General features: G+C 60.1%; 28 protein-coding genes. 14 read left to right on the forward strand and 14 right to left on the reverse strand.

Annotation, left to right across the window (positions count from 1 at the left end):
* Window positions 1-93: 93 nt before the first annotated feature.
* The 10 genes from AC193Q_RS24555 to AC193Q_RS24600 form a co-directional block, all read right to left on the reverse strand.
* The gene (locus AC193Q_RS24555) at window positions 94-369 is read right to left on the reverse strand and encodes an HPr family phosphocarrier protein (RefSeq protein ID WP_047291306.1); all 276 of its coding nucleotides are present in this window, start codon (window positions 367-369) and stop codon (window positions 94-96) included.
* A gap of 15 nt (window positions 370-384) precedes the next feature.
* Window positions 385-1,242 (reverse strand): RNase adapter RapZ, encoded by an 858-nt coding sequence (gene rapZ / locus AC193Q_RS24560; RefSeq protein WP_047291309.1) that lies wholly within the window; start codon window positions 1,240-1,242, stop codon window positions 385-387.
* Window positions 1,243-1,244: 2 nt separating this feature from the next.
* Window positions 1,245-1,709 carry a PTS IIA-like nitrogen regulatory protein PtsN gene (gene ptsN, locus AC193Q_RS24565; RefSeq protein ID WP_483878908.1) on the reverse strand — a complete coding sequence of 155 codons (465 nt, stop codon included), beginning with the start codon at window positions 1,707-1,709 and terminating at the stop codon, window positions 1,245-1,247.
* 12 nt (window positions 1,710-1,721) lie between these two features.
* Window positions 1,722-2,030: a ribosome hibernation-promoting factor, HPF/YfiA family gene (gene hpf, locus AC193Q_RS24570; protein ID WP_025109458.1), complete on the reverse strand. Its 309-nt coding sequence runs from the start codon at window positions 2,028-2,030 to the stop codon at window positions 1,722-1,724.
* 73 nt (window positions 2,031-2,103) lie between these two features.
* Window positions 2,104-3,597, reverse strand: coding sequence for an RNA polymerase factor sigma-54 (locus AC193Q_RS24575; RefSeq protein WP_121183720.1), 1,494 nt, complete (start codon window positions 3,595-3,597; stop codon window positions 2,104-2,106).
* Window positions 3,598-3,785: 188 nt separating this feature from the next.
* On the reverse strand, window positions 3,786-4,511 hold the full coding sequence (lptB, locus tag AC193Q_RS24580) for an LPS export ABC transporter ATP-binding protein (protein ID WP_041072850.1): 726 nt from the start codon (window positions 4,509-4,511) through the stop codon (window positions 3,786-3,788).
* Window positions 4,511-5,056, reverse strand: coding sequence for a lipopolysaccharide transport periplasmic protein LptA (lptA, locus tag AC193Q_RS24585; RefSeq protein WP_025109456.1), 546 nt, complete (start codon window positions 5,054-5,056; stop codon window positions 4,511-4,513). Before lptA ends, lptB begins: the two co-directional genes overlap by 1 nt.
* On the reverse strand, window positions 5,043-5,615 hold the full coding sequence (gene lptC, locus AC193Q_RS24590) for an LPS export ABC transporter periplasmic protein LptC (protein WP_041072852.1): 573 nt from the start codon (window positions 5,613-5,615) through the stop codon (window positions 5,043-5,045). Before lptC ends, lptA begins: the two co-directional genes overlap by 14 nt.
* Before the next feature lie 8 nt (window positions 5,616-5,623).
* Window positions 5,624-6,148: a KdsC family phosphatase gene (locus tag AC193Q_RS24595; protein ID WP_007967216.1), complete on the reverse strand. Its 525-nt coding sequence runs from the start codon at window positions 6,146-6,148 to the stop codon at window positions 5,624-5,626.
* A complete protein-coding gene (locus AC193Q_RS24600; RefSeq protein WP_027610849.1) occupies window positions 6,148-7,122 on the reverse strand; it encodes a KpsF/GutQ family sugar-phosphate isomerase in 975 nt (324 codons plus the stop codon). The genes AC193Q_RS24595 and AC193Q_RS24600 overlap by 1 nt, the downstream gene beginning before the upstream one ends.
* Window positions 7,123-7,397: 275 nt before the next feature.
* Here AC193Q_RS24600 and AC193Q_RS24605 point away from each other — a divergent pair, with 275 nt between their 5' ends.
* The 10 genes from AC193Q_RS24605 (at window position 7,398) to hisC (ending at window position 15,350) form a co-directional block, all read left to right on the forward strand.
* On the forward strand, window positions 7,398-8,207 hold the full coding sequence (locus tag AC193Q_RS24605; RefSeq protein WP_047291316.1) for an ATP-binding cassette domain-containing protein: 810 nt from the start codon (window positions 7,398-7,400) through the stop codon (window positions 8,205-8,207).
* Window positions 8,207-9,004, forward strand: a complete 798-nt coding sequence (gene mlaE, locus AC193Q_RS24610; RefSeq protein WP_025109452.1) for a lipid asymmetry maintenance ABC transporter permease subunit MlaE — start codon at window positions 8,207-8,209, stop codon at window positions 9,002-9,004. Before AC193Q_RS24605 ends, mlaE begins: the two co-directional genes overlap by 1 nt.
* Entirely contained in the window at window positions 9,004-9,471 is a 468-nt protein-coding gene (mlaD, locus tag AC193Q_RS24615; RefSeq protein WP_007967220.1) for an outer membrane lipid asymmetry maintenance protein MlaD, read from the forward strand. Before mlaE ends, mlaD begins: the two co-directional genes overlap by 1 nt.
* Window positions 9,472-9,482: 11 nt before the next feature.
* A complete protein-coding gene (locus AC193Q_RS24620) occupies window positions 9,483-10,136 on the forward strand; it encodes an MlaC/ttg2D family ABC transporter substrate-binding protein (protein WP_041072855.1) in 654 nt (217 codons plus the stop codon).
* A complete protein-coding gene (locus tag AC193Q_RS24625) occupies window positions 10,133-10,438 on the forward strand; it encodes an STAS domain-containing protein (RefSeq protein WP_041072857.1) in 306 nt (101 codons plus the stop codon). Before AC193Q_RS24620 ends, AC193Q_RS24625 begins: the two co-directional genes overlap by 4 nt.
* 116 nt (window positions 10,439-10,554) lie before the next feature.
* Window positions 10,555-10,794 carry a BolA family protein gene (locus tag AC193Q_RS24630; protein WP_007953556.1) on the forward strand — a complete coding sequence of 80 codons (240 nt, stop codon included), beginning with the start codon at window positions 10,555-10,557 and terminating at the stop codon, window positions 10,792-10,794.
* A gap of 22 nt (window positions 10,795-10,816) precedes the next feature.
* Window positions 10,817-12,082, forward strand: coding sequence for a UDP-N-acetylglucosamine 1-carboxyvinyltransferase (gene murA, locus AC193Q_RS24635; RefSeq protein WP_047291321.1), 1,266 nt, complete (start codon window positions 10,817-10,819; stop codon window positions 12,080-12,082).
* 126 nt (window positions 12,083-12,208) lie between these two features.
* Window positions 12,209-12,844 carry an ATP phosphoribosyltransferase gene (hisG, locus tag AC193Q_RS24640; protein WP_483878910.1) on the forward strand — a complete coding sequence of 212 codons (636 nt, stop codon included), beginning with the start codon at window positions 12,209-12,211 and terminating at the stop codon, window positions 12,842-12,844.
* 125 nt (window positions 12,845-12,969) lie between these two features.
* The gene (gene hisD, locus AC193Q_RS24645) at window positions 12,970-14,295 is read left to right on the forward strand and encodes a histidinol dehydrogenase (protein WP_047291324.1); all 1,326 of its coding nucleotides are present in this window, start codon (window positions 12,970-12,972) and stop codon (window positions 14,293-14,295) included.
* A gap of 2 nt (window positions 14,296-14,297) precedes the next feature.
* Complete coding sequence (hisC, locus tag AC193Q_RS24650; protein ID WP_483878911.1) at window positions 14,298-15,350, forward strand: histidinol-phosphate transaminase; 1,053 nt, start codon at window positions 14,298-14,300, stop codon at window positions 15,348-15,350.
* A gap of 122 nt (window positions 15,351-15,472) precedes the next feature.
* On the opposite strand, the gene algW is transcribed toward hisC, so the two are convergent.
* A complete protein-coding gene (gene algW, locus AC193Q_RS24655; protein ID WP_041072868.1) occupies window positions 15,473-16,627 on the reverse strand; it encodes a Do family serine endopeptidase AlgW in 1,155 nt (384 codons plus the stop codon).
* 103 nt (window positions 16,628-16,730) lie between these two features.
* On the opposite strand from algW, the gene AC193Q_RS24660 reads away from it, so the two are divergent.
* The 3 genes from AC193Q_RS24660 to cysN all read left to right on the forward strand — a co-directional run bounded on the left by AC193Q_RS24660 (window position 16,731) and on the right by cysN (window position 20,495).
* Window positions 16,731-17,489: a Nif3-like dinuclear metal center hexameric protein gene (locus AC193Q_RS24660; RefSeq protein ID WP_047291328.1), complete on the forward strand. Its 759-nt coding sequence runs from the start codon at window positions 16,731-16,733 to the stop codon at window positions 17,487-17,489.
* Between the two features lie 180 nt (window positions 17,490-17,669).
* Complete coding sequence (cysD, locus tag AC193Q_RS24665) at window positions 17,670-18,587, forward strand: sulfate adenylyltransferase subunit CysD (protein ID WP_007912374.1); 918 nt, start codon at window positions 17,670-17,672, stop codon at window positions 18,585-18,587.
* Window positions 18,588-18,596: 9 nt separating this feature from the next.
* Window positions 18,597-20,495 (forward strand): sulfate adenylyltransferase subunit CysN, encoded by a 1,899-nt coding sequence (cysN, locus tag AC193Q_RS24670; protein WP_483878912.1) that lies wholly within the window; start codon window positions 18,597-18,599, stop codon window positions 20,493-20,495.
* Between the two features lie 622 nt (window positions 20,496-21,117).
* Here the strand turns inward: cysN and AC193Q_RS24675 are convergent.
* From AC193Q_RS24675 to AC193Q_RS24685, 3 genes are read right to left on the reverse strand one after another with little or no spacing between them, the layout of a single operon-like run.
* Window positions 21,118-22,023 (reverse strand): acyltransferase, encoded by a 906-nt coding sequence (locus tag AC193Q_RS24675; RefSeq protein WP_483878913.1) that lies wholly within the window; start codon window positions 22,021-22,023, stop codon window positions 21,118-21,120.
* The gene (gene pta, locus AC193Q_RS24680) at window positions 22,024-24,123 is read right to left on the reverse strand and encodes a phosphate acetyltransferase (protein ID WP_047291738.1); all 2,100 of its coding nucleotides are present in this window, start codon (window positions 24,121-24,123) and stop codon (window positions 22,024-22,026) included.
* A 60-nt stretch (window positions 24,124-24,183) separates the two neighbouring features.
* Window positions 24,184-24,480, reverse strand: a complete 297-nt coding sequence (locus tag AC193Q_RS24685) for a DUF3565 domain-containing protein (RefSeq protein ID WP_483879647.1) — start codon at window positions 24,478-24,480, stop codon at window positions 24,184-24,186.
* Here AC193Q_RS24685 and AC193Q_RS24690 point away from each other — a divergent pair.
* Window positions 24,479-24,964, forward strand: coding sequence for an FKBP-type peptidyl-prolyl cis-trans isomerase (locus AC193Q_RS24690; RefSeq protein ID WP_003221719.1), 486 nt, complete (start codon window positions 24,479-24,481; stop codon window positions 24,962-24,964). The genes AC193Q_RS24685 and AC193Q_RS24690 overlap by 2 nt on opposite strands.
* Window positions 24,965-24,992: the final 28 nt, after the last annotated feature.

Genomic DNA, 24,992 nt, shown 5'->3' on the forward strand with positions numbered 1-24,992 from the left:
AGATCGCAGCCTGCGGCAGCTCCTGCATTTGGAATGCGTTCACTGTAGAAGCTGCCGCAGGCTGCGATTTTTTGATCTTTTGATCTTTAACGATCAACCACCCTCATCGAAGTAGTTGTTGATCAACGCCACCAGCGCATCCAGCGCTTCTTTTTCCTGATGGCCTTCGGTGCTCAGATAGATCTTCGTGCCCTTGCCGGCAGCCAGCATCATCATCGCCATGATGCTTTTACCGTCCACGGTTGTTTCTGGTGTACGACCCACTCTGATCGTGCAATCCGGGAACTGACCCGCCACCCCGACGAACTTGGCCGACGCTCGGGCATGCAGGCCCAGTTTATTGATGATTTCGATTTCCAGAGCAGGCATCGCGGTGTGAATCCTTTAAGTGAGGTCGCGGTGGCGAACCTGGACGTTCTTCAGGGTTTTCTGCAGGGCCTGACCCAGGCGTTCGGTCAGGTAAACGGAGCGGTGATGCCCACCTGTGCAGCCAATGGCAATGGTGACGTAGGCGCGGTTGCTCGCCGCAAAGCGTGGCAGCCATTTATTCAGATAGCCGAAGATATCCTGATACATCTCCTCGACTTCCGGCTGCGCCGCCAGGTATTCGGCGACTGGTGCATCGAGACCCGATTGGGCGCGTAGCTCCGGCTTCCAGTACGGGTTGGGCAGGCAGCGCACGTCGAACACCAGATCCGCGTCCACCGGCATGCCGCGCTTGAAGCCGAACGACTCGACCAGAAACGCCGTGCCCGGCTCCGGCTGGTTCAGCAGGCGCAACTTGATGGTGTCACGCAGCTGGTACAGATTCAGGTTGGTAGTGTTGACCTTGAGGTCGGCCAGGTCGGCAATCGGGCCGAGCAGGGCAGTTTCGTCGTTGATCGCTTCGGCCAGCGAGCGGTTGGCAGTGCTCAGCGGATGGCGTCGGCGGGTTTCCGAGAAGCGCTTGAGCAGGGTTTCTTCGTCAGCATCCAGATACAGCACATCGCACTGGATGTGGCGGGCGCGGACTTCTTCAAGCAGTTCGGGGAAACGCGACAGGTGGCTCGGCAGATTGCGTGCATCGATCGACACGGCCACCAGCGGCTGGGCCAGCTCCGTATGAATCAGGGCGCGTTCGGCGAGTTCCGGCAGCAAGCCGGCCGGCAGGTTGTCGATGCAGTAGTAGCCGTTGTCCTCAAGGACATCCAGGGCAGTACTTTTACCCGAGCCGGAGCGGCCGCTGACGATGATCAAACGCATGATTAATGACCGTTCTGCTCGCTCAGGACGACATGATACAAGGCTTCATTACTCGGTGCGCTGCGCAGTTTTTCGCGCACTTCCTTGCGATCGAGCATGCTGGCGATCTGGCGCAGTAATTCGAGGTGAGCATCGGTGGCCGCTTCCGGGACCAGCAGGACAAACAGCAAGTCAACCGGAGCGCCGTCGATGGCATCGAAATCAATGGGGGCATCAAGGTGCATCAATGCGCTGATAGGCGCTTCGCAGCCTTTGAGGCGACAGTGGGGAATGGCGATGCCGTTGCCGAAACCGGTGGAACCGAGTTTCTCACGGGCGATCAGCGCATCGAACACATCCTGCATGGCCAGATCCGGCACTTCTTTATGGATGAGGTTGGCAATCTGTTCGAGGGCTTTCTTTTTACTGCCGCCCGGCACGTTCACCAGGGAACGGCCGGGGGTCAGGATACTTTCAAGTCGGATCATGGGTTGGGAGTGTTAACGACCGGTTGCGCCCTGAAGGAGGCTCTGGGTCTTTTCCTTATGCTTTTTGAGTTGGCGATCCAGCTTGTCGGTCAGTGAGTCGATCGCAGCATACATGTCGGTATCTTCTGCGTTGGCGACCACTTCGCTGCCGGGTATATGCAAGGTGGCTTCGATTTTCTGCTTGAGCTTTTCGACGCACATCGTGACCTGCACGTTAGTGATCTTGTCGAAATGGCGCTCCAATCGTTCGAGTTTCTCGTTGATGTAGGTGCGCAGAGGTTCGGTCACTTCCAGTTGGTGTCCACTGATGTTGACTTGCATACAGCTTCTCCTTCGTTGCCAGTGCATAAAGCGGCAGGCCGGATAGCCTGCCACTGGAACGCTGTAACGTGGCTTACATCAACCGCTTGCGTTCGCTCGAAGGCGCGATCCCGAGGGATTCACGGTACTTGGCGACGGTGCGGCGAGCCACCTGAATGCCTTGTGCCTCCAGTAAACCAGCGATCTTGCTGTCACTCAATGGCTTTTTCTGATTTTCCGCCGCGACCAGTTTTTTGATGATCGCGCGGATCGCCGTGGATGAGCATTCACCGCCTTCAGAGGTGCTGACGTGGCTGGAGAAAAAGTATTTCAGTTCATAAATGCCCCGAGGGGTATGCATGAATTTCTGCGTGGTGACCCGGGAAATCGTCGATTCGTGCATGCCGACCGCCTCGGCGATGTCATGCAGGACCAACGGTTTCATGGCTTCGTCGCCGTATTCCAGGAAGCCACGTTGGTGCTCGACGATCTGGGTGGCCACCTTCATCAGGGTTTCATTGCGGCTTTGCAGGCTCTTGATGAACCAGCGCGCCTCTTGCAACTGGTTGCGCATGAAGGTGTTGTCGGCGCTGGTGTCGGCGCGTCGCACGAAGCCGGCGTACTGCGCATTGACCCGCAGACGAGGCACCGACTCCTGATTCAGCTCGACCAGCCAGCGTTCGTTGTCCTTGCGCACAATCACGTCAGGCACCACGTACTCGGCTTCGGTGGATTCGATCTGTGAACCCGGGCGCGGATTGAGGCTCTGCACCAGTTCGATGACCTGACGCAGCTCGTCTTCCTTGAGCTTCATGCGTCGCATCAGCTGGCTGTAGTCGCGACTGCCAAGCAGATCGATGTAGTCGCTGACCAGACGCTTGGCTTCGTTCAGCCAAGGAGTCTTGGCCGGGAGTTGACGCAGTTGCAGCAACAGGCATTCGCCGAGGTTGCGCGCGCCGATGCCGGCGGGTTCGAATTGCTGAATGCGGTGCAGAACGGCTTCGATCTCGTCCAGCTCGATGTCGAGCTCCGGATCAAAGGCGTCGAGAATTTCTTCGAGCGTTTCGTCGAGATAACCCTGGTTGTTGATGCAATCGATCAGGGTCACGGCGATCAGGCGGTCGGTGTCGGACATCGGCGCCAGGTTCAGTTGCCACAGCAGATGGCTTTGCAGGCTTTCCCCGGCGGAGGTGCGGGTGGTGAAATCCCACTCGTCGTCATCGCTGCTGGGCAGGCTGCTGGCGCTGGTCTGGTAGACGTCTTCCCAGGCGGTATCGACGGGCAATTCGTTAGGAATGCGCTCGTTCCATTCGCCTTCCTCCAGGTTGTCCACCGTCGGGGCGGTTTCCTGATAGGAGGGTTCCTGAATCTCGGTGTTGGGTTTTTGTTCGGCGTTGTCGGCCAATGGATCGGAGTTGTCGAAGTCGTCGCCTTCTTCCTGGCGCTCGAGCATCGGATTGGATTCCAGGGCCTCCTGGATTTCCTGTTGCAGGTCCAGGGTCGACAATTGGAGCAGGCGGATGGCCTGTTGCAGCTGCGGTGTCATCGTCAGCTGCTGGCCCATTCTCAAGACTAGCGATGGTTTCATGGCAGGGGCTTAACACCTTATTCGCCGGCGCGCATGCGCCATCCACTACAGGGCGCCGAAGCGCCAAACTTAAGCAAATTATATGCCTGAAACTGTCGTGTTTGCCTAGAGCGCTGTAACAATAAAGCGTATAAAAAAAGCGCTTCAACGTTACAGCACCCGGACGGCTGGCCGAATGCGCTCGCGCTTTAGAGGCGGAACTCGTGGCCCAGGTACACTTCCTTCACCAGGTCGTTGGCAAGGATGGTTGCCGCATCGCCTTCAGCGATCAGTTGACCGTCGTTGACGATGTAGGCGGTCTCGCAGATATCCAGCGTCTCACGCACGTTATGGTCGGTGATCAGCACACCGATGCCCTTGGCCTTGAGGTGATGGATGATCTGCTTGATGTCGCCGACCGAGATCGGGTCGACACCGGCGAACGGTTCGTCGAGCAGGATGAATTTCGGGGCGGTCGCCAGGGCGCGGGCGATTTCCACCCGACGGCGTTCACCACCGGACAGGCTCATGCCGAGGTTGTCGCGGATGTGGCTGATATGGAACTCCTGCAGCAGGCTTTCCAGCTCCTTGCGACGACCGGCCTTGTCGAGCTCCTGACGAGTCTCGAGGATGGCCATGATGTTGTCGGCCACCGACAGTTTGCGGAAGATCGACGCTTCTTGCGGCAGATAGCCGATACCGGCCTTGGCGCGACCGTGCATCGGCTGGTGGCTGACGTCCAGATCGTCGATCAGTACGCGGCCCTGATCGGCCTGCACCAGGCCGACGATCATGTAGAAGCAGGTGGTCTTGCCGGCGCCGTTCGGGCCGAGCAGGCCGACGATCTGGCCGCTGTCGATCGACAGGCTGACGTCACGCACGACCTGGCGGCTTTTATAGGCCTTGGCCAGGTGCTGAGCTTTCAGAGTTGCCATTACTGGGTTTTCTCGTCGGTTTTCTTCTTCGGCTGGATCACCATGTCGATGCGCGGACGCGTCTCGGTGACCTTGTTGCCGGTAGCGCGACCGGCGCTGGCCAGTTTTCTCACCGTGTCATAGACGATTTTCTCGCCCTGGGTGGTGTTGTTGTCCTTGTCGACAACCTTGGCCTTGTCGATCAGCACGACGCGGTTTTGCGCGGCGTGATACTGGATCGTCACGCCCCAGCCCTGTACAGGCTTGGTGTCACCCTGGGTTTGCAACTGCTCGAAGTAGGCAAGGTTACCCACCGAGGTCACCACGTCGATGTCGCCGGTCGGGGTACGGGTGATGGTCACCGTATTGCCCTTAACGATCATCGAACCCTGGGTGATGATCACGTCACCTTTATAGGTGGCGATGCCATTCTTGTCGTCCAGTTGGGCGTCGTCGGCCTGAATGCGGATAGGTTGCTGCTGATCGTTCGGCAGAGCCCAGGCGCTCACGCTTCCCAGTGCTGCGCCCAGACTGAGCAAAATAGGGAGGGTTTTAACGAGCCTCATACTGTCCTCTTACGTTCGATTGCAGGTGTATCCTGCTTTCCTTCAAATACGCCTTCATTCCCACGCCAGTCGATACACCGCCAGCGCCGTCGATTCTAACGGGTTGCTCGGTCTGCGCATATTGCTGCTGAGGGAACACCGTCATGCGGGTGCTGGTGATCAGGGTGTCGCGGTTCTTTTCATCGGTGCGCTTGATGCGTACCGAGTCGATCAGTTCTACCTGGGTTCCGTCCGGGTTTACTTCGCCACGCTCGCTGGTCACATGCCACGGAAAGTCTGTGCCGCGGAACATGTTGAGGTCGGGTTTGGTGACCAGTGTCACGTCCGTCGCTTTCAGATGCTCGGCCTTGTCCGACGTCATTTCGTACTGCACCTTGCCGTCCGGAAGGTATTGCAGGGTATGCGTGTTCGTGGCGTACCAGTCGATGGCGGTGTCTTCGACCTTGGTCACAGGTTTGTCGAGGAACCGTTCAGGGCTGATGTTCCAGTAGCCGACCGCTGCAAACAGGGCAGCGATACAGCCGAACAACAGGAAGTTGCGAAATTTTTTGCTAAACATGGTTTGGCTCACAGGTACGCGGCGTTGGCCGCATCGAGGCGGCCCTGGGCGCGCAGGATCAATTCGCAGAATTCGCGGGCGGCACCTTCGCCACCGCGGGCCCGAGTGACGCCATGGGCGTGTTCGCGCACGAAGTCGGCAGCATTGGCCACGGCCATGCCCAAGCCTACGCGGCGGATCACCGGCAGGTCAGGCAGGTCGTCACCGAGGTAGGCGACCTGTTCATAGCTTAGGCCCAGTTGCGCCAATAGGCCGTCCAGAACCACCAATTTGTCTTCGCGGCCCTGAAACAGGTGCGGGATGCCGAGGTTCTTCGCCCGGCGCTCGACCACCGGCGTCTTGCGGCCGCTGATGATGGCGGTTTCTACGCCGGCATTCATCAGCATCTTGATGCCCTGGCCGTCGAGGGTGTTGAAGGTCTTGAATTCGCTGCCGTCTTCGAGGAAGTACAGGCGCCCGTCGGTGAGGACGCCATCGACGTCGAACACCGCCAGTTTGATCGCTTTGCCGCGTTGCAGCAGATCGGTTGTCATTACATCACTCCTGCACGCAGCAGATCGGAGAGGTTGAAGGCGCCGATTGGGCGATCTTCTTCGTCCACGACCACCAGTGCGTTGATTCGGTGGTCTTCCATGATTTTCAGCGCTTCGGCGGCGAGCATCTCCGGCCGTGCGGTCTTGCCGTGTGCGGTCATGACCTGGTCGATGGTGGCGCTGCGGATGTCGATGCTGCGATCCAGGGTGCGGCGCAAGTCGCCGTCGGTGAAGATCCCGGCGAGTTTGCCATCGGCTTCAACGATCGCGGTCATGCCCAGGCCCTTGCGGGTCATTTCCATGAGCGCGTCCTTGAGCAGGGTACCGCGTTGCACTTGCGGCAGCTCCTGGCCGGCGTGCATGACGTTTTCCACTTTCAGCAACAGGCGTCGACCCAGGGCGCCGCCCGGGTGGGAGAAAGCAAAATCTTCGGCGGTAAAACCCCGGGCTTCCAGCAGCGCCACGGCCAGGGCATCGCCCATGACCAGCGCAGCGGTGGTCGAGGAAGTCGGTGCCAGGTTCAGCGGGCAGGCTTCGTGCTCGACGTGAACGTTGAGATTGACTTCGGCGGCCTTGGCCAGCGGTGACTGTGGATTGCCGGTCAGGCTGATCAACTGGATGCCCAGGCGCTTGATCAACGGCAGCAGGGTGACGATTTCGTTGGTCGAGCCGGAGTTGGAGAGGGCAAGGATCACGTCATCGCGGGTGATCATGCCCATGTCGCCGTGGCTGGCTTCGGCTGGATGAACAAAAAATGCCGGGGTGCCGGTGCTGGCCAGGGTCGCGGCAATCTTGTTGCCGACATGCCCGGATTTGCCCATGCCGACCACGACCACACGGCCCTTGCTGGCCAGAATCATCTCGCAAGCGCGTACGAAATCGGCGTCGATATGGGGCAACAAGCCTTGTACGGCTTCCACTTCGAGGCGGATGGTGCGTTGTGCCGATTGAATCAGGTCGCTGGATTGGCTCATGTCAGAAATCGTATAGCCCGATGAAAAGGCGGCGATTATAGCGGTTATGTTGAAAAGCCTCACGCAAGTTCGTCGAGCTTTGTCATTCCTGGCAACCAAAACCCTGAAAAAGTGCCATCGGGCCTGTCATATCGTTGAACGCGGAAGGGCATGGGCCTTGGGCGCTTGGCGTTTGCAGTGATATAGTTCGCCGCCAGTTCGGCCTGCCCGGGAGGTATGTGCTTTCTGCGGAAAGCCAGGCGTCCGAGTGAGAGGCTGCATCGCAAGGAGTTTAGATGAGTGCCGATAACGCCTACGCGGTCGAGCTGAAGGGAGTCTCCTTCAAGCGCGGTGCGCGCAGCATTTTCAATAACGTCGATATTCGCATCCCGCGCGGCAAGGTTACCGGCATCATGGGGCCTTCCGGGTGTGGCAAGACCACGCTGCTGCGATTGATGGGCGCGCAATTACGGCCCTCCAGCGGGGAAGTCTGGGTCAACGGTCAGAACCTGCCGTCGCTGTCGCGCAGTGATCTGTTCGATGCGCGAAAGCACATGGGCGTGCTGTTTCAGAGTGGCGCGCTGTTCACCGATCTCGATGTCTTCGAGAACGTCGCTTTCCCCCTGCGGGTTCATACCCAATTACCGGACGAGATGATCCGCGACATCGTCCTGCTCAAATTGCAGGCGGTTGGACTGCGCGGTGCGATCGAGTTGATGCCGGACGAGCTGTCGGGCGGCATGAAACGTCGCGTGGCGCTGGCGCGGGCGATCGCGCTCGATCCGCAGATCCTCATGTATGACGAGCCTTTCGTTGGTCAGGATCCGATCGCCATGGGCGTACTGGTGCGCCTGATCCGTCTGCTCAACGATGCGCTGGGCATTACCAGCATTGTGGTTTCCCACGACCTGGCCGAAACCGCGAGCATCGCTGACTACATCTATGTCGTGGGTGATGGTCAGGTGCTGGGACAGGGCACGCCGGACGAATTGATGAACTCGGATGAACCGCGTATTCGCCAGTTCATGACCGGCAACCCCGATGGCCCGGTGCCGTACCATTTTCCAGCGACGGATTACCGCGCAGATCTTCTGGGGAAGCGCTGATGCGCAGAATTTCATTGATAGAACGCGTCCGCCGCTTCGGCGAGACGGCGATCGACGCCGTGGCGGTGTTTGGCCGCGCGACCCTGTTCCTGTTTCACGCCCTGCTCGGTCGTGGCGGCATCAGCGGCGGTTTTGGTCTGCTGGTCAAGCAACTGCATTCGGTTGGCGTGATGTCGCTGGTGATCATCGTCGTCTCCGGGATTTTCATCGGCATGGTGCTGGCGCTGCAGGGCTTCAGTATTCTGTCGAGCTACGGTTCGGAGCAGGCAGTGGGGCAGATGGTTGCCCTGACCTTGTTGCGAGAGTTGGGTCCGGTGGTGACGGCGCTGCTGTTTGCCGGGCGTGCCGGTTCGGCGCTGACGGCCGAAATCGGCAACATGAAGTCCACCGAACAGCTTTCCAGCCTGGAAATGATCGGCGTCGACCCGCTCAAGTACATCATTGCTCCGCGCCTGTGGGCCGGTTTCATTTCCCTGCCGGTGCTGGCGATGATTTTCAGCGTGGTAGGCATCTGGGGTGGTTCATGGGTGGCTGTCGACTGGCTGGGTGTGTATGAAGGCTCTTATTGGGCGAACATGCAGAACAGCGTGAATTTCACCAGTGACGTGCTCAACGGCGTGATCAAAAGTATTGTTTTTGCCTTTGTAGTGACCTGGATTGCCGTATTCCAAGGCTATGACTGTGAGCCCACTTCCGAGGGTATCAGTCGTGCCACCACCAAGACCGTGGTGTTTGCCTCGCTGGCAGTGCTCGGCCTGGACTTTATTCTGACCGCTTTGATGTTTGGAGATTTCTGATGCAAAACCGCACCCTGGAAATCGGTGTCGGCCTGTTCCTGCTGGCAGGGATCCTGGCCTTGTTGCTGCTGGCGCTGCGGGTCAGTGGCCTGTCTCCGACCTCGACCACCGACACCTATAAGCTGTATGCCTACTTCGACAATATCGCCGGTTTGACGGTCAGAGCCAAAGTGACCATGGCCGGTGTAACCATCGGCAAGGTCACGGCCATCGATCTGGATCGCGACAGCTTCACCGGTCGGGTCACCCTGCAAGTGGATAAAAAGGTCGACAACCTGCCGACCGACTCCACAGCGTCTATCCTGACCGCTGGCCTGTTGGGCGAGAAGTACATCGGTATCAGCGTGGGTGGGGAGGACACTCGTCTGAAGGATGGTGGAACCATCCACGACACGCAGTCGTCTCTGGTACTGGAAGACCTGATCGGTAAATTCCTGCTCAATACCGTTAGCAAAGACGCCAAATGAGGAGCTTTTGAATGATCTCTACCTTGCGACGTGGCCTGTTGGTGTTGCTCGCGACACTGCCACTGCTGGCTAACGCTGCGCCCGGGCAATCGGCGCACGATCTGGTTCAGGACACCACGAACCGGATGCTGGCCGACCTGTCGGCCAATAAAGCGAAATACAAGCAGGATCCGGCTGATTTCTATGCCGCGTTGAACAACATCGTCGGCCCGGTAGTGGATGCCGAGGGCATTTCCAAGAGCATCATGACGGTCAAGTATTCGCGCAAGGCCACGCCCGCGCAGATGCAGACTTTCCAGGAAAACTTCAAGAAAGGCCTGTTCCAGTTCTACGGCAATGCCTTGCTCGAATACAACAATCAGGGCATCACGGTTGATCCGGCCAAGGATGAATCGGGCGATCGCACCAGCGTCGGCATGACCGTCAAGGGCAGCAACGGCGCGATCTATCCGGTGCAGTACACGCTGGAGAAGATCAACGGCGAGTGGAAGCTGCGCAACGTGATCATCAACGGCATCAACATCGGCAAGCTGTTCCGTGATCAGTTCGCGGATGCGATGCAGCGCAATGGCAACGATCTGGACAAGACCATCAACAATTGGGCTGGCGAAGTGGCCAAGGCCAAGGAAACCACCGAGAAAGCTGCCGAGAAGCCAGCGCAATGAATGAGGCGGCAGTTCGTATGAGTGATGTCGACGAGCTATTGCTCAGCGGAGTGCTGGACTATCGCACAGGCCCCGACCTGCGCAAGGAAGGCCAGGCGCTGATCAAGTCCAGCAAGGCGGCATCGCTGGTGATTGATTGTTCGGCAGTGAAGAAGTCCAGCAGCGTCGGCTTGTCCTTGCTGCTGTGCTTCATGCGCGATGCCCGGGCGGCCGGCAAGGCTGTCAGCATCCGCGCGATGCCGGAAGACATGCGCGAAATCGCTCAGGTCAGCGAACTGACCGAGTTGCTGGCGCACCCCTGAACCCGCATCGACAAACAAGCCCCCCGTCAGAGTCCTGCCAATGCGGGGTTCGCAGGCGCGGGGCTTTTTTGTATGATGTCCGACCCGTGCGCACAGGGCGCCGATTGAGGTTGAGCATGCAGGCCGTAGAAGTGAAGAGCTTCCTTGAAGGAAAGCTGCCAGGAACGCAGGTGGAAGTTGAAGGCGAAGGCTGCAACTTCCAGCTGAACGTGATTAGTGATGAACTGGCGGCGTTGAGCCCGGTCAAGCGTCAGCAAAGCATCTATGCCCATTTGAACCCTTGGATCGCTGATGGCAGCATCCACGCGGTCACTATGAAATTTTTCAGCAGCGCGGCCTGGGCCGAGCGCACCTGAGCCCTAGGGCGTCGAGATTCTTATGGATAAATTGATTATTACCGGTGGCGTTCGTCTTGATGGCGAAATCCGTATCTCCGGGGCGAAGAACTCCGCCCTGCCGATTCTGGCCGCCACCCTGCTGTGCGATGGCCCGGTGACCGTTGGCAACCTGCCGCACCTGCACGACATCACCACCATGATCGAGCTGTTCGGTCGCATGGGCATCGAGCCTGTGATCGACGAGAAACTCAGCGTTGAAATCGACCCTCGCACCATCAAGACCCTGATCGCGCCGTACGAACTGGTGAAAACCATGCGTGCCTCGATCCTGGTTCTGGGGCCGATGGTTGCCCGTTTCGGTGAAGCCGAAGTCGCCCTGCCTGGCGGTTGCGCCATCGGTTCGCGCCCGGTTGACCTGCACATCCGTGGTCTCGAAGCCATGGGCGCGGTGATCGACGTCGAAGGCGGCTACATCAAGGCCAAGGCGCCTGAAGGCGGCCTGCGCGGCGCAAGCTTCTTCTTCGATACCGTCAGTGTGACCGGTACCGAAAACATCATGATGGCTGCAGCCCTCGCCAAGGGTCGCAGCGTGCTGCAGAACGCTGCGCGCGAGCCGGAAGTGGTTGACCTGGCGAACTTCCTCAACGCCATGGGCGCCAAGGTTTCCGGCGCTGGTACCGACACCATTACCATCGATGGCGTCGAGCGCCTGGGCTCGTGCTTCTACAAAGTCATGCCTGACCGTATCGAAACCGGCACCTACCTGGTGGCCGCTGCGGTCACCGGTGGCCGCGTCAAGGTCAAGGACACCGATCCGACCATCCTCGAAGCCGTTCTGGAAAAGCTCCGTGAAGCCGGCGCTGAAGTCACCAGCGGTGACGACTGGATCGAGCTGAACATGCACGGCAAGCGCCCGAAAGCGGTCAACGTGCGCACAGCGCCGTACCCGGCGTTCCCGACCGACATGCAGGCGCAGTTCATCTCGCTCAACGCCATTGCCGAAGGCACCGGTGCGGTAATCGAGACGATCTTCGAAAACCGTTTCATGCACGTCTACGAACTGCACCGCATGGGCGCCAAAATCCAGGTCGAAGGCAACACTGCGATCGTCACCGGTACTGAAGTGCTGAAGGGCGCGCCAGTGATGGCCACCGACCTGCGTGCTTCGGCGAGTCTGGTCATCTCGGCCCTGGTGGCCGAAGGCGATACCCTGATCGACCGCATCTACCACATCGACCGTGGTTACGAGTGCATCGAAGAAAAACTGCAGATGCTGGGCGCCAAGATCCGTCGCGTTCCGGGCTAGTCGCTGCACTGGGCACAGGGAGGTGTCCACTGAATTAGTTTCGAGTCGAGCCGGTATCCGGCTCGATGTGTGTCCGGCGCCGATTGCGACCGGACATGAGTACCTTGATAAGGACTGACGTTTCCCATGTTGACCATCGCACTGTCCAAGGGCCGCATCCTTGACGATACCCTGCCGCTTCTCGCTGAAGCCGGCATCGTGCCGACCGAGAATCCGGACAAGAGCCGCAAACTGATCATCCCCACCACTCAGGATGACGTACGTCTGTTGATCGTGCGTGCCACCGACGTGCCGACCTATGTCGAGCATGGCGCGGCCGACCTCGGCGTCGCCGGTAAAGACGTGCTGATGGAATACACCGGCCAGGGCCTCTACGAGCCGCTGGATCTGCAGATTGCCCAGTGCAAGCTGATGACGGCCGGCAAGATCGGCGCAGCCGAGCCCAAGGGCCGTTTGCGCGTGGCGACCAAGTTCGTCAACGTTGCCAAGCGCTACTACGCCGAGCAGGGCCGTCAGGTCGACATCATCAAGCTCTACGGCTCGATGGAGCTGGCGCCGCTGATCGGTCTGGCCGACAAGATCATCGACGTGGTCGACACCGGCAACACACTGCGCGCCAACGGCCTGGAACCTCAGGAACTGATCGCCACGATCAGCTCGCGCCTGGTGGTCAACAAGGCTTCGATGAAGATGCAACACGCCCGAATCCAGGCGTTGATCGATAACCTGCGCACGGCAGTGGAATCGCGACACCGCGGCTGATGTACCTGCGCGACCTTGAGTCGCGCCCGTCTATCCGCCTCATAGCCAGAATCTCAGGTGCCCAAGCGGAAACGACTGCTAAGTTAGGGCGCCTGAGTTTTTGCCATTCCTATGAGGCTCTCGCTATGACCGCACCGACTGCAATTCGCCGACTCAACGCTGCTGACCCGGATTTCGCGCATCATCTGGATCATCTGCTGAGCTGGGAAAGTGTGTCTGACGACTCGGTCAATCAGCGCGTGCTGGACATCATCAAGGCGGTGCGCGAACGCGGTGACGCCGCGCTGGTCGAGTTCACCCAGAAATTCGACGGTCTCGAAGTCGCCTCGATGGCTGACCTGATCCTGCCGCGCGAGCGTCTGGAACTGGCCCTGACTCGCATCACCGTGGCACAGCGCGAAGCGCTGGAAAAAGCCGCGGCGCGGGTGCGCAGCTACCACGAAAAACAGAAACAGGACTCCTGGAGCTACACCGAGGCCGACGGCACCGTGCTCGGGCAGAAGGTCACACCGCTGGATCGCGCCGGCCTGTACGTGCCGGGCGGCAAGGCGTCATACCCGTCGTCGGTGTTGATGAACGCGATTCCGGCCAAGGTCGCCGGCGTGGCCGAAGTGGTCATGGTGGTGCCGACCCCGCGCGGTGAAATCAATGAGCTGGTGCTGGCGGCGGCGTGCATTGCCGGCGTTGACCGGGTGTTCACCATCGGCGGCGCACAAGCGGTTGCCGCACTGGCTTACGGCACCGAAAGCGTGCCGCAGGTGGACAAAGTGGTCGGCCCGGGCAACATCTATGTCGCCACTGCCAAACGCCACGTATTCGGTCAGGTCGGCATCGACATGATCGCCGGCCCCTCGGAAATTCTCGTAGTGTGCGACGGCCAGACCGATCCGGACTGGATCGCCATGGACCTGTTCTCCCAGGCCGAACACGACGAAGACGCGCAGGCGATTCTGGTCAGTCCCGACGCCGAGTTCCTCGACAAGGTCGCGGCGAGCATCGACAAACTGCTGCCGACCATGGACCGCGCAACCATCATCGAAACCTCGATCAATGGCCGTGGTGCGTTGATTCACGTGAAGGACATGGCGCAGGCGATCGAAGTCGCCAACCGCATCGCCCCGGAACACCTGGAGCTGTCGGTCGCTGACCCACAAGCGTGGTTGCCGCAGATCCGTCACGCCGGCGCGATCTTCATGGGCCGCCACACCTCTGAAGCGCTGGGTGATTACTGCGCCGGCCCGAACCACGTGCTGCCAACCTCCGGCACCGCGCGTTTCTCCTCACCGCTGGGCGTGTACGACTTCCAGAAACGTTCGTCGATCATCTTCTGCTCCGAGGCCGGTGCTTCCGAGCTGGGCAAGACCGCGTCCGTGCTGGCCCGTGGCGAATCCCTGAGCGCGCACGCACGCAGCGCCGAATATCGCATCAAAGACGAAGTGAAGGGGAATTGAACATGAGTAAATTCTGGAGCCCGTTCGTCAAGGATCTGGTGCCGTATGTGCCGGGCGAACAGCCGAAGCTGACCAGACTGGTCAAGCTCAACACCAACGAAAATCCGTATGGCCCGTCGCCCAAAGCCCTGGCGGCGATGCAGACCGAGCTCAACGACAATCTGCGCCTGTACCCGGACCCGAACAGCGATCTGCTGAAAACCGCCGTCGCCCACTACTACGGCGTGCAGAGCAATCAGGTGTTCCTCGGCAACGGTTCGGACGAAGTGCTTGCGCACATCTTCCACGGTCTGCTGCAACACGAGCAGCCGCTGCTGTTTCCGGACATCAGCTACAGCTTCTATCCGGTGTATTGCGGTCTGTACGGCATCCAGTTCGACGCCGTGCCGCTGGACGCACAGTTCCAGATCAACCCGGCGGACTACGCCAAACCCAGCGGCGGGATCATATTCCCCAACCCGAACGCACCCACCGGTTGCCTGTTGGCGCTGGAGGCGGTCGAGCAGATCCTCAAGGCCAGCCCGGATTCGGTGGTCGTGGTGGATGAGGCCTACATCGACTTTGGCGGCGAAACCGCGATCAGCCTGGTGGATCGTTATCCAAACCTGCTGGTGACCCAGACCCTGTCCAAGTCGCGCTCGCTGGCCGGCCTGCGCGTCGGCCTGGCGGTGGGGCATCCGGATCTGATCGAAGCGCTGGAGCGCATCAAGAACAGCTTCAACTCCTATCCGCTGGATCGCTTGGCGATTGTCGGGGCGGCGGCCGCGTTCGAGGATCGCGAGTATTTCGACAAGACCTGCCGTCTGGTCATCGAGAGTCGTGAGTGGGTGATTGCGCAGTTGCAGGCCAAGGGTTTCGAAGTGCTGCCGTCGGCGGCGAACTTCATCTTTGCCCGTCACCCGCAACACGATGCGGCAGGGCTGGCGGCCAGGCTGCGCGAGCAGGGCGTGATCGTGCGTCACTTCAAGCAGGAGCGGATTGCCCAGTTCCTGCGGATTTCGATCGGTACGCCGGAGCAGAATCAGGCGCTGATCGACGGCCTCGGCGACCTCTAAACCGCCGCTGAACCTGTGGGAGCGAGCCTGCTCGCGAAAGCGGTCTGTCATTCAACATTATTGTTGACTGTGACGACCTCTTCGCGAGCAGGCTCGCTCCCACATTGGTTTGTACTGGCGCCTTACTCTTCTTCCTTGACCGGCGCCGGCGGTGGACGCAGGCCGATTTCCGCGGTCAGCTTCAGCTCCTTGCCATTGCGCATCACTTGAATCGTGACCTTGTCGGTCGGTTTGATCCGCGCCACCTGGTTCATTGACTTGCGGCCATCACCCGCCGGTTCGCCGTCGATACTCAGAATCACGTCACCCAACTGCAGGCCGGCCTTCTGTGCCGGGCCATCGCGGAAGATTCCCGCCACGACAATTCCCGGACGCCCGGACAGGCCAAACGACTCGGCCAGCTCCTGAGTCAGCGGCTGCACTTCAATACCGAGCCAGCCACGAATCACCTGACCGTGCTCGATGATCGACTTCATCACTTCCATCGCCAGTTTCACCGGGATCGCAAAACCGATGCCCTGCGAGCCGCCGGACTTGGAGAAGATCGCGGTGTTGATGCCGGTGAGGTTGCCGTTGGCATCGACCAGTGCGCCGCCGGAGTTGCCCGGGTTGATCGCCGCGTCGGTCTGGATGAAGTCTTCGTAGTTGTTCAGGCCCAACTGGTTGCGCCCGGTGGCGCTGATGATGCCCATGGTCACGGTCTGGCCGACGCCGAACGGGTTGCCGATGGCCAGCGCGACGTCGCCGATACGGATGTTGTCGGAGCGGCCGACGGTGATCGCCGGGAGGTTTTTCAGGTCAATCTTCAACACCGCGAGGTCGGTTTCCGGGTCGCTGCCGATGACGCGGGCGAGGGTTTCGCGACCGTCCTTGAGCGCCACGACGATCTGATCGGCGCCGGTGGTTACATGGTTGTTGGTCAGGATGTAGCCTTCCGGGCTCATGATCACGCCGGAACCGAGGCTCGATTCCATGCGTTTCTGCTTCGGCGAGTTGTCACCGAAGAAGCGCCGGAACTGCGGATCCTCAAACAGCGGGTGCGCCGGTTTGTTGATGACTTTGGTGGTGTAGAGATTGACCACCGACGGTGCGGCGATGGTCACCGCGTCGGCATAGGACACCGGGCCCTGCTGCACACTGGTGGTTTGCGGGGCCTGTTGCAGGTTGACGTCGAGGCTCGGAAGCCCGACCCACTGCGGGTAACGCTGAATAATCAACAGAGCGATAAGCACGCCGGCCAACAGCGGCCAGCCAAAAAAACGCAGCGCCTTGAGCATTAAGCACGTCCTGGAAAAGTTGCAGGCGGGGGCAGACCGCCGATAATGTCGCGCATTATACGAGGCCGCGCGCGCCTCTGAACGGGATATTTAGGAGTCTTTCATGGCCGTCGCCCTCAGCACCCTGGTCGAAGAAGCCGACCGTTACCTCGGCAGTGCGAAAATCGCCGATTATTGCCCCAATGGCCTGCAGGTGGAGGGGCGTCCGCAGGTGATGCGCATTGTCAGTGGCGTCACCGCCAGTCAGGCCTTGCTCGATGCTGCAGTGGAAGCCGAAGCCGATCTGATACTCGTGCATCACGGCTATTTCTGGAAAGGCGAAAACCCGTGCATCACCGGCATGAAGCAGCGCCGCCTGAAGACCCTGCTCAAGCACGACATCAGTCTGCTCGCTTATCACCTGCCACTGGACCTGCACCCGGAGGTTGGCAACAACGTGCAACTGGCGCGTCAACTGGACATCACCGTCGAAGGGCCGTTGGACCCGGACAACCTGAAGATCGTCGGGCTGGTCGGCTCGTTGAACGAGCCCATGACCCCGCGTGATTTCGCGCGCAAGGTTCAGGATGTCATGGGGCGCGAGCCACTGCTGGTCGAAGGCAGTGCGATGATTCGCCGGGTCGGCTGGTGCACTGGTGGCGGGCAGGGCTATATCGATCAGGGCGTGGCGGCGGGCGTTGATCTGTTCCTCAGTGGCGAAGCCTCCGAGCAGACCTTCCACAGCGCCCGGGAAAACGACATCAGCTTCATCGCCGCCGGCCACCATGCCACCGAGCGCTATGGAGTGCAGGCGCTGGGCGACTACCTGGCAAAACGTTTTGCTCTGGAACACATCTTCATCGACTGCCCGAACCCGATCTGACGACTCCCGGCGAGCCTGATCTGAGATGCTGTCCTACAGGGTTAGTGGGGCAAACTGGTGGGCATATTCATATGCCCTTTCGATCTAGTTGGCGTCCTGATTAGAAGAGGGCGCTGTGCTAGGATTCCCCGCTCGAACACGGCCCGCTGGCCGTTCATAAGAAAGCTTTCGTGAGTAGCCATGGTCGACAAACTGACGCATCTGAAACAGCTGGAGGCGGAAAGCATCCACATCATCCGCGAGGTGGCCGCCGAGTTCGACAACCCGGTGATGCTGTACTCCATCGGTAAAGACTCCGCCGTGATGCTGCACCTGGCACGCAAGGCGTTCTTCCCGGGCAAACTGCCGTTTCCGGTGATGCACGTCGACACTCGCTGGAAATTCCAGGAGATGTACAAGTTCCGCGACAAGATGGTCGAAGAGCTGGGCCTGGACCTGATCACCCACATCAACCCCGATGGCGTGGCGCAGAACATCAACCCGTTCACCCATGGCAGCGCCAAACACACCGACATCATGAAGACCGAGGGCCTGAAGCAGGCACTCGACAAGCATGGTTTCGACGCCGCGTTCGGTGGTGCCCGTCGTGACGAAGAGAAGTCCCGCGCCAAGGAGCGCGTGTACTCGTTCCGCGACAGCAAGCACCGCTGGGACCCGAAGAATCAGCGTCCGGAGCTGTGGAACGTCTACAACGGCAAGGTCAACAAGGGCGAATCCATTCGTGTGTTCCCGTTGTCGAACTGGACCGAACTGGACATCTGGCAGTACATCTACCTCGAAGGCATCCCGATCGTGCCGCTGTATTTCGCCGCCGAACGCGAAGTGATCGAGAAGAACGGCACGCTGATCATGATCGATGACGAGCGCATCCTTGAGCATCTGTCCGACGAGGACAAGGCGCGTATCGTCAAAAAGAAAGTGCGTTTCCGTACCCTTGGCTGCTACCCGTTGACGGGCGCGGTGGAGTCCGAGGCCGAAAGCCTCACGGACATCATTCAGGAAATGCTCCTGACGCGAACTTCCGAGCGCCAGGGCCGGGTCATCGACCACGATGGCGCCGGCTCGATGGAAGATAAAAAACGTCAAGGCTATTTCTAAGGGGTTGTCATGTCGCACGCATCTGATTTGATCAGCGAGGACATCCTCGCCTACCTGGGCCAGCACGAACGTAAAGAGCTGCTGCGCTTTTTGACCTGCGGTAACGTCGACGACGGCAAAAGCACCCTGATCGGGCGCCTGCTGCACGACTCCAAGATGATCTACGAAGATCATCTGGAAGCCATCACCCGCGATTCGAAGAAAGTCGGCACCACCGGTGACGACATCGACCTGGCGTTGCTGGTCGACGGCCTGCAGGCCGAGCGTGAGCAGGGCATCACCATCGATGTCGCCTACCGCTACTTCTCCACCGCCAAGCGCAAGTTCATCATCGCCGACACCCCCGGCCATGAGCAGTACACCCGCAACATGGCCACCGGTGCATCCACCTGTGACCTGGCGATCATCCTGGTCGACGCGCGTTACGGCGTGCAGACCCAGACCCGTCGCCACAGCTTCATCGCCTCGTTGCTGGGCATCAAGCACATCGTCGTCGCCATCAACAAGATGGACCTGAAAGACTTTGATGAAGGTGTGTTCGAGTCGATCAAGGCCGACTACCTGAAGTTCGCCGAAGGCTTGAAGATGAAGCCGACCAGCATGCACTTCGTGCCGATGTCTGCTCTCAAGGGCGACAACGTGGTGAACAAGTCCGAGCGCTCGCCTTGGTACAAAGGGCAGTCGCTGATGGAAATTCTCGAGACCGTGGAGGTGTCGGGCGATCGCAACTTCACCGATCTGCGCTTCCCGGTGCAATACGTCAACCGTCCGAACCTGAACTTCCGCGGCTTCGCCGGCACCCTCGCCAGCGGCATCGTGCACAAGGGCGACGAAGTGGTGGTGCTGCCGTCGGGCAAGAGCAGCCGCGTCAAATCCATCGTCACCTTCGAAGGTGAACTGGAGCAGGCCGGTCCTGGTCAAGCGGTGACGCTGACCATGGAAGACGAAATCGACATCTCCCGTGGCGACTTGCTGGTGCATGCCGACAACGTGCCGCCGGTCACCGACAGCTTCGAAGCGATGCTGGTGTGGATGGCTGAAGAGCCGATGTTGCCGGGCAAGAAATACGACATCAAGCGCGCCACCAGTTACGTGCCCGGCTCGATTGCCAGCATCGTCAACAAGGTCGACGTCAACACCCTCGAAGAAGGTCCGGCGAGCGCGTTGCAGCTCAATGAAATCGGCAAGGTGAAGGTCGCGCTCGACGCGCCGATCGCCCTCGACGGTTACGACAGCAACCGCACCACCGGTGCGTTCATCGTTATCGATCGTCTGACCAACGGCACCGTTGGCGCCGGCATGATCGTCGCTCAGCCACTGAGCCACGGCACGGCCACCCACCACGGCAAACTGGCTCACGTTGCTACCGAAGAACGTGCCCAGCGCTTTGGCCAGCAACCGGCGACCGTGCTGTTCAGCGGCCTGTCGGGCGCGGGCAAGAGCACGCTGGCCTATGCGGTCGAGCGCAAGTTGTTCGACATGGGCCGTGCGGTGTTTGTGCTGGATGGTCAGAATCTGCGTCACGACCTGAACAAAGGTCTGCCGCAGGATCGTGCCGGTCGTACCGAGAACTGGCGTCGTGCCGCACATGTGGCGCGTCAGTTCAACGAAGCCGGTCTGTTGACCCTGGCGGCGTTTGTTGCGCCGAGTGCTGAAGGTCGCGAGCAGGCCAGGGAGCTGATCGGCAAGGATCGTCTGCTGACGGTTTATGTGCAGGCTTCGCCGGCGGTGTGTGCCGAGCGTGATCCGCAGGGCTTGTATGCTGCGGGTGGCGATAATATTCCGGGTGAGTCGTTCCCGTATGACGTGCCGCTGAATGCCGATCTGGTGATCGACACGCAGTCGCTGTCGTTGGAAGAGAGCGTCAAGCAGGTGTTGGATCTGCTGCGCAAGCGTGGCGCGATTTAAGCGTTTGCCGGAAATGAAAGGCCCGCGGATGAGTGATCATCGGCGGGCTTTTTTATTGGGGGCGATTTGGTTTTCGGCGATGGCGGCTTTTGGGCCGACCATGCTCTTGTTGATTGAGTACATATCCGTTGCTGCGGTAACGGCTGCTTAGGGTTTCGCCCTTACGGCGAGTCACCTTTTCCAAACGCCGAAAAGGTAACCCAAAAGGCTTGCTCCTGCGTTCGGCCCGCTCGCTGGGGCTCGGGGTCCCTTCGCTGCGGGATTGATCCGGGGGCAGCGCCTACGGTTTGCTTCGCTGCACCTCCTCTCGCTGTGTTTGGCTGCGCCAAACGGTCGCTGCGCTCCCACCCCCGGATCAATCCCTTCGCTCAGCCTTCCGACGTCGCCCGTGGATCAAGATCAAGAGCTGCAGCCGAGCTTGCGCTCATCCTGGAGTGGGGCGGCATGCGCCGCGTGCGGGTTGTATTATCTTCCCTGTAGGAGCTGCCGCAGGCTGCGATCTTTTGATCTTGTTTTTGCTTTTGCTCTTTTGTGGGAGCTGGCCTGCCAGCGATGGCGGTGTGTCATTCACCAATGACGCTAGCTGATCTCGGCCATCGCCAACAGGCTGGCTTCCACAAGGTTAGTGCCGGTTCGGGAATTCGCAGTGCATCTGCTCCAGCAGCGCATCCTTGTCCTGCCACAGCTGATTGATCCAGCCCTGAAACTGCAGACGGTATTCGCCGTCCTGGTCGTAGTTCTTGCCGATGAAGGCCGGCGGGATTTTCAGTTCTTCAAAGTGCACTACCACGTCGCGCACGTTGCCGCACAGCAGGTCCCAGAACCCCGGGCGCCCGCCCGGGTAGTGAATGGTCACGTTGACGATCGACTCAAGCTGCTCACCCATCGCATCCAGCACAAAGGCGATGCCGCCAGCCTTGGGCTTGAGCAGGTATTTGAACGGTGATTGCTGCTGCGCGTGCTTGCCTTCGGTGAAGCGTGTGCCTTCGACAAAGTTGAAAATCCCCACCGGGTTGTCGCGAAACTTCGCGCAGGTCTTGCGCGTGGTTTCCAGGTCTTTGCCTTTCTTCTCCGGGTGTTTTTCCAGATAGGCCTTGGAGTAGCGTTTCATGAACGGAAAGCCCAGCGCCCACCACGCCAGGCCAATCACCGGGACCCAGATCAGCTCCTGCTTGAGGAAGAATTTCAGTGGCTGGATGCGCCGGTTGAGCACGTATTGCAGCACCAGAATGTCGACCCAGCTCTGGTGGTTGCTGGTGATCAAATACGAGTGTTTGTAATCCAGGCCTTGCAAGCCGCTGATGTGCCAGCGGGTGCGGCGTACCAGGTTCATCCAGCCCTTGTTGTTACTGATCCAGGCTTCGTGGGTGTGGCTCATCAGCCACAGCGAGGCGCGGCCGGCGAGGTCGAAGGGCAGCACTTTGATCAGCGCCACACAGAACAGAAACGAGCACAGCAGAATCGTATTGAGCGCCAACAGCAGTGCGGCGATCACGCCGCGAATCGGGGCGGGCAGGAAGTCCAGCATTTACACATCCATAGGTCGGTTGGCGGCTTGAATCGCGGTCAGGGCGATGGTGTAGACGATGTCGTCGACCTGCGCGCCGCGCGGCAGGTCGTTCACCGGTTTGCGCAGGCCTTGCAGCATCGGGCCGAGGCTGACGCAGTCGGCGCTGCGCTGCACGGCTTTGTGGGTGGTGTTGCCGGTGTTCAGGTCGGGGAACACGAACACCGTGGCGCGGCCGGCCACCTGGCTGTTGGGCGCCAGTTGCCGGGCCACATCGGCGTTGGCAGCGGCGTCGTATTGCAGCGGCCCGTCGATCAGCAGCGAGTGCTGTTGCTCGTGGGCGAGCAGGGTGGCTTCGCGGACTTTCTCGACTTCTTCGCCGCTGGCCGACTCGCCGCTGGAGTAACTGATCATCGCCACGCGCGGGGTGATGCCGAAGGCCGCTGCCGAGTCGGCGCTTTGCAGGGCGATCTCGGCCAGCTCAGTTGCGCTTGGGTGCGGATTCATCACGCAGTCACCGTAGACCAGCACTTCTTCGGGGAACAGCATGAAGAACACCGAAGACACCAGCGTGCAGCCCGGCGCGGTCTTGATCAGTTGCAGCGCCGGGCGGATGGTGTTGGCGGTGGTGTTGATCACGCCCGACACCAGCCCATCGACTTCATCCAGCGCAAGCATCATGGTGCCAATGACCACGGTGTCTTCCAGTTGCTGTTCGGCCATCGGCGCGTTGAGGCTTTTGCTTTTGCGCAGGGCGACCATCGGCTCGATATAGCGCTCGCGGATCAGGTCCGGATCGAGAATCTCCAGCCCCGGCGGCAGCTCGATGCCTTGCGCGCGGGCCACGGCTTCAACGTCCGCCGGTTTGGCCAGCAACACGCAACGGGCGATGCCGCGCTCCTGACAGATCGCCGCCGCCTGCACGGTGAGCGGCTCGCTGCCTTCGGGCAGGACGATGCGCTTGTTTGCCGACTGCGCCCGTTGAATCAGTTGATAGCGGAATACCGCTGGCGACAGGCGCATTTCCCGCGGGGTGCCGCAGCGCTGGTGCAGCCACTTGGCGTCGAGATGGCTGGCGACGAAGTCGGTGATGATCTCCGCGCGCTCGCGGTCATCAATGGGGATTTCCTTGTTCAGGCCATTGAGCAGGTTGGCGGTGTCGTAGGAGCCGGTGCTCACCGACAATACCGGCAGACCGGCCTGCAACGCGCCACGGCACAAGTCCATGATGCGTGGATCGGGCAGGGTGTCACTGGTCAGCAACAGCCCGGCCAATGGCACGCCGTTGAGCGCCGCAAGACTGACCGCAAGAATGATGTCGTCGCGATCGCCCGGGGTTACCACCAGCACGCCGGGCTTGAGCAGTTCTACGGTGTTGCGCATGGTGCGCGCGCAGATAATGATTTTGGTCATGCGCCGGGTTTCATAATCGCCGGCATTGAGTACCTGTGCGCCCATCAGGTCGGCAACGTCGCGGGTACGTGGGGCGTTGAGTTCGGGCTGGAACGGAATGCAGCCGAGCAGGCGGAAGTCACCGCTGCGCAGCAACGGCGAATGCTCCTTCAGCCGCGTGGCGAAGGCCTCCATGCTCTCCTCGGTCTTGACCTTGTTGAGGATCACGCCGAGGACTTTCGGATCTTTCGGACCGCCGAACAGTTGCGCCTGCAATTCCACGCGGCCGGAGAGTTCGGCGAGCACTTCGTTTTCCGGAGCCGAGACCAGAATCACCTCGGCATCCAGGCTTTTGGCCAGGTGCAAATTGACCCGCGCGGCGTAGCTGGCGCTGCGGGTCGGCACCATGCCTTCGACCACCAGCACGTCCTTGCCGACAGCCGCTTGCTGATACAGGGCGATGATTTCTTCGAGCAGCTCATCGAGCTGACCGTCGCCGAGCATTCGCTCGACGTGGGCCAGGCCCAGTGGTTGCGGCGGTTTCAGGCCGTGAGTACGTGCCACCAGTTCGGTGGAGCGTTCAGGGCCGGTGTCGCCGGGATGCGGCTGGGCAATCGGTTTGAAGAAGCCGACTTTCAGTCCGGCCCGCTCCAGGGTACGCACCAGCCCCAGGCTGATGGAGGTCAGACCCACGCCAAAATCGGTGGGTGCGATAAAAAAAGTTTGCATGCGGATTCTCTGAGGGTGCATGGCAAGGGTGGCGATCTATATGTGACCGCCTACCGAAATTCAGTCGCCAAGGTTATCGCTAACCGAGCCTTGTGCGCACCAACCGCAGGTAAAGGGTTGGCCTATTTTTTCAATACGTTGCGCCGGGTCAAGGACCCAGGCGCGCGATTGCCAGGGCGGCTGATGACGCACGTGCTGGGTGTGGCCACAGGATAGCTCGGCCACCCAGTGTCCCTCCTCGTCCTGATGGAAGCCGGTGATCGTTGATTCCCGTTTGTCCGGGTTGTGTTCGCTTTCGCGCGATTGCTTCGCTAAACTGGGTCTTTCTATATTCTTATACAAAAGGTTTCGCCCCATGCTGATCGCCGCCAACAAGGCTGTCTCTATCGACTATACCCTGACCAACGACGCTGGTGAGGTCATCGACAGCTCCGCCGGCGGCGCTCCGCTGGTCTACCTGCAAGGCGCCGGCAACATCATCCCTGGCCTGGAAAAAGCGCTGGAAGGCAAGGCTGTTGGTGACGAGCTGGAAGTGTCCGTTGAGCCGGAAGACGCTTACGGCGAATACGCTGCCGAACTGGTCAGCACCCTGAGCCGCAGCATGTTCGAAGGCGTTGACGAGCTGGAAGTCGGCATGCAGTTCCACGCTTCGGCGCCGGACGGCCAGATGCAGATCGTGACCATCCGTGACCTGGACGGCGACGATGTCACCGTTGACGGTAACCACCCACTGGCCGGTCAGCGCCTGAACTTCAAAGTGAAGGTCGTTGCTGTCCGTGACGCCAGCCAGGAAGAAGTCGCGCATGGTCACGTCCATGGCGAAGGTGGCCATCACCACTGATTTTCTGCGCTAAGCTTCGAGTACTGGA

This window comes from Pseudomonas sp. F2, assembly GCF_057174385.1.